Below are 3,050 nucleotides of genomic sequence, written 5' to 3'. Positions count from 1 at the left end.
ATGCGCTGTCGCGGGTGGGTTGCATTCTCCCGCGCACCATGGCATTAGCGCGGCCCGCTCGGAGCGCGGGCGTAGCTCAGGGGTAGAGCACGACCTTGCCAAGGTCGGGGTCGAGGGTTCGAATCCCTTCGCCCGCTCCAGTCGGTTTCCCAACCTCACATCTCCCTTCCCCCGGTAGCGTCGTGAACCGCAGGTTCCCTGGGGTTTTGCCGCGACGGCTTGAGGGTTGGAGAACGCAACGACCCCGGAAATCGCTCTCCGGAGGCCCCGAGTTCTCCGAAGCTTGGGGGTAGCCCGATTTAACCCTCAAGCTCTATCCTGCTGAAATTGCACTGTTTGCGCCGGGCTAGGCTTGGGATATTTCAGCAAGACGATTGCCCAGCGAAGGGTACCGGAGCATGCAGAATCTCCCCTGATCCTTGACCCTTTCATTGGCTTTGGACGGGTTTGTCAGTCACGCCGTAGGCGAAGCCGATAACTCGAAGCGCTTGTTGGCGAGGAAGGTGCACGCTGAACGCTGCCTTCCGCGGCCGAAGTCCTTCTAGCGCAGTCGCCCCGTGGCGAGATCGAGGTATTCCCTAGCCCGCATCCGATATTGAATTACCAGCTGATCCTACCCATCAGCCGGCGAACGCTCTCCATGGCCAGCGATAGAAATTGATCGTCGCCCCTCGCAAAGCCGGCCTCGAGCAGACGACGGCGGGTGTCCGGCTCCTCGAACGACGCCAGAATCGCATCGCGGTGCTCGCTGTCCCATGCCGCCCTACCAATCGGGGACCAAACGAAGTCCCGCTGGCTGGTGGCGCTGTGCGCCGCCATCAGGTCCTCCTTGGTGGCGCGCAAGGTGATGAAGGCCAGTGCTCCGAGGACCTCGAATGCCTCGAACAGCCGCGTGAACTCGCGGGCCGCAAGGAGGTAGTCCTTCGTCCAGCCGGAAAGGACATCGTGGAGGTGGTCGCTTAGCGGGGTCTTCCTACGCTCCAACCCCTCCAACTGCTGCCAGATATTCTGCTCTCCACCGGCCCACGCGCCGAGCAGCAGCGTGCTGACGATGGGTTCGGAGTCTCGCCGGGACGTGGCGATTCGCTGTGAGAACCACCTAAACAGCGCTTCGTGACGCCCTCCCTTCAGCAGGCCGAGCCCGTAGGCGTAGAGCAGGAGCACGGCGGGGTACGCCCGCATCTCGATCCACAGCGTGGTTCCGCTGACCGACGGCTGCTGCGCCAGGTCGCGCACGATCTCGCTCGCTAACGCCAGGTCGGCGCCATCGCCCCAGCGTCCCATGGCTCCGAAGACCCGGCCCAGGGCCTCCGTGTTGACCTCGCACCTGGATACGCGCCTGCGGAATTGCTCCGCCGACCATTGCGCCTGCACGCTGAAGGATGGCTCGGCGAGCCTCTCTACGAGGCGCCCGTGCTCGTCCGCCAATAGGTCGTTCAGCCGAATTCGGTGCTCTGGGCGCGCCAAGTATTGCTTAGCCGTGGCGACAAGCAGCTCCGTGCTCTGCACGTTCGGCCGCTGCGTTGCCGCCAGTGCCTCGACCCGCCGCCGAAGGCCATCGAAGAAGGAGTCGGCTTCCGCGATCGGCAGCATCGTTCCGCGTCGATGCCGGAGCAGGTCCTCGCCCTGGTGCGACAGTGCTCCCCTTGAGGCCCAGTAGAAGGGATAGCGCCGGCTCGGCGCCCGCTGAATGGCTGCGCGGAGGGCGTGATCCCAGTCGCCGGACCAGCCGCAAGCGATGAGGCCGTGCTCGTCGAAAACCCGATCGAGGAGGGCGTTCATCGGCGCCGAGTAAGCGCCCAACTCCTCGTTGGTGTTCTTGATTCGGCTGTCCAGGTAATCGCCGTGCAGTTTCACGAGGAAGCAGCGGCTGTGCGTTAGAGGGACAGCCCCCTGGAGATCGTCGTCGGACCGAATGACGGTGGGCTCCACGCCGGCCTCCCGCAGCGCGTTCTCCATCAGTCGATCGAAGTTGGTCGTGAGAATGACACGGACGAAGCCCTCCCGAACCAGCCAGGCGATCGCGTGGTGCGCCCTTGTGGGCACCTTCCGACCCTCCTGGACGTCCTCCACCGTCGGCTCGATGTAGCTGTGCAGAATGGAGCGGCGTTCGTCGGGTGACGTCGCAATCGCATCTAGGACCTCGGAGTAGTCGGGCTCCTTGCCCGTCTTCTGTCGGTACCAGGCAGCCCAGTCCGCCTGCTCGACTGCGCCCTCCAAAATGCCAACCCGCCGGACAAGGTCGAGGGTTACCTCCCATCCGGTGGGTATTTGGGCGGCGCGCGAGACGCCGGAGCCGAGCAAGACGGCGTAGACACCCCGGTTCTCGAACACGGAGAATGCCAGGGCCGTGGCAGGATCGATCATTGCGGTGGCCGTGCTGTCCAAACTGGGGTGGTGCGAAGGATGCGTCAAAAGTGCCATCCGAGGGCGCCGCCGCGCGCCAGCGCGGCGGCGCTCTCTGCCTCACTTCGAGCGGCCGGAGCCGTTCTTCGTGGGATCGTTCATCACGTAGCCCATCCCAGGCTTCGGCGTCGGCGGAAGGGGCTCGCCCCTCGTCGCCGTGCGCTCCTGCCCGGTATTGCCACCGCGCGGACCAATGAGGCCGTATTGGCCGGACGCAGGTGCCGGAGTGCCCGGCGGCAGTCGCTTGGTCATCTGCCAAGTCCTTTCACGAAACAACGCGCAGAAACTGGTGATTGCCGCTCTGACCGTGTCCGTCGTATGCACGACGTGCTGTGGACGTGTCAGTCGGCGCTGCCTTCGTGCGCTGGCCAGGCAGCTCACCGTTGGGGCGGAGCTGCAACTCCGCCCCAACTCGCTCTCCCGAGTCGCGGCAGAACGTGCCGACTATGTACGATAATCAGACGCGTCCGGCAACCTTTGACATTCGGCGTCCGTTTAGGCTACTTCTGCGGAAGGCTGGGGGACAGGTGTGTTCCGGCCCAATTCCGATTCCGTTCCAAGAAAGGGAGGGCCAATGATCACCACCGAGCAGCTTGGCCAACGCCTTCGGATCGCACGCGGCTCGGCCAGCCAGGATATGGTAG

Annotated in this window: 2 protein-coding genes and 1 tRNA gene; 1 reads left to right on the top strand and 2 read right to left on the bottom strand. The window is 64.5% G+C overall.

The features are described 5' to 3' along the window. The first annotated feature begins 65 nt into the window (after positions 1–65). A tRNA-Gly gene (locus Q0C41_RS30945) sits at positions 66–140 on the top strand. A 460-nt stretch (positions 141–600) separates the two neighbouring features. Here the strand turns inward: Q0C41_RS30945 and Q0C41_RS30940 are convergent. Both Q0C41_RS30940 and Q0C41_RS30935 read right to left on the bottom strand, forming a co-directional pair. Further along, on the bottom strand, positions 601–2,367 hold the full coding sequence (locus Q0C41_RS30940) for an SIR2 family protein (RefSeq protein WP_291990827.1): 1,767 nt from the start codon (positions 2,365–2,367) through the stop codon (positions 601–603). 99 nt (positions 2,368–2,466) lie between these two features. Further along, on the bottom strand, positions 2,467–2,658 hold the full coding sequence (locus Q0C41_RS30935; RefSeq protein ID WP_291990825.1) for a YjzC family protein: 192 nt from the start codon (positions 2,656–2,658) through the stop codon (positions 2,467–2,469). Positions 2,659–3,050: the final 392 nt, after the last annotated feature.

This window comes from Luteitalea sp. (genome assembly GCF_022842525.1).
GTDB lineage: Bacteria > Acidobacteriota > Vicinamibacteria > Vicinamibacterales > Vicinamibacteraceae > Luteitalea.
Note: the sequence above shows the minus strand (reverse complement) of the source record. Positions and strands in the feature narration are given on the sequence as shown.

Excerpts from the sequence above, each read along its gene's own strand:
- Q0C41_RS30940 (WP_291990827.1), bottom strand. The coding sequence starts at position 2,367 with ATGATCGATCCTGCCACGGCCCTGGCATTCTCCGTGTTCGAGAACCGG.
- Q0C41_RS30935 (WP_291990825.1), bottom strand. The coding sequence starts at position 2,658 with ATGACCAAGCGACTGCCGCCGGGCACTCCGGCACCTGCGTCCGGCCAA.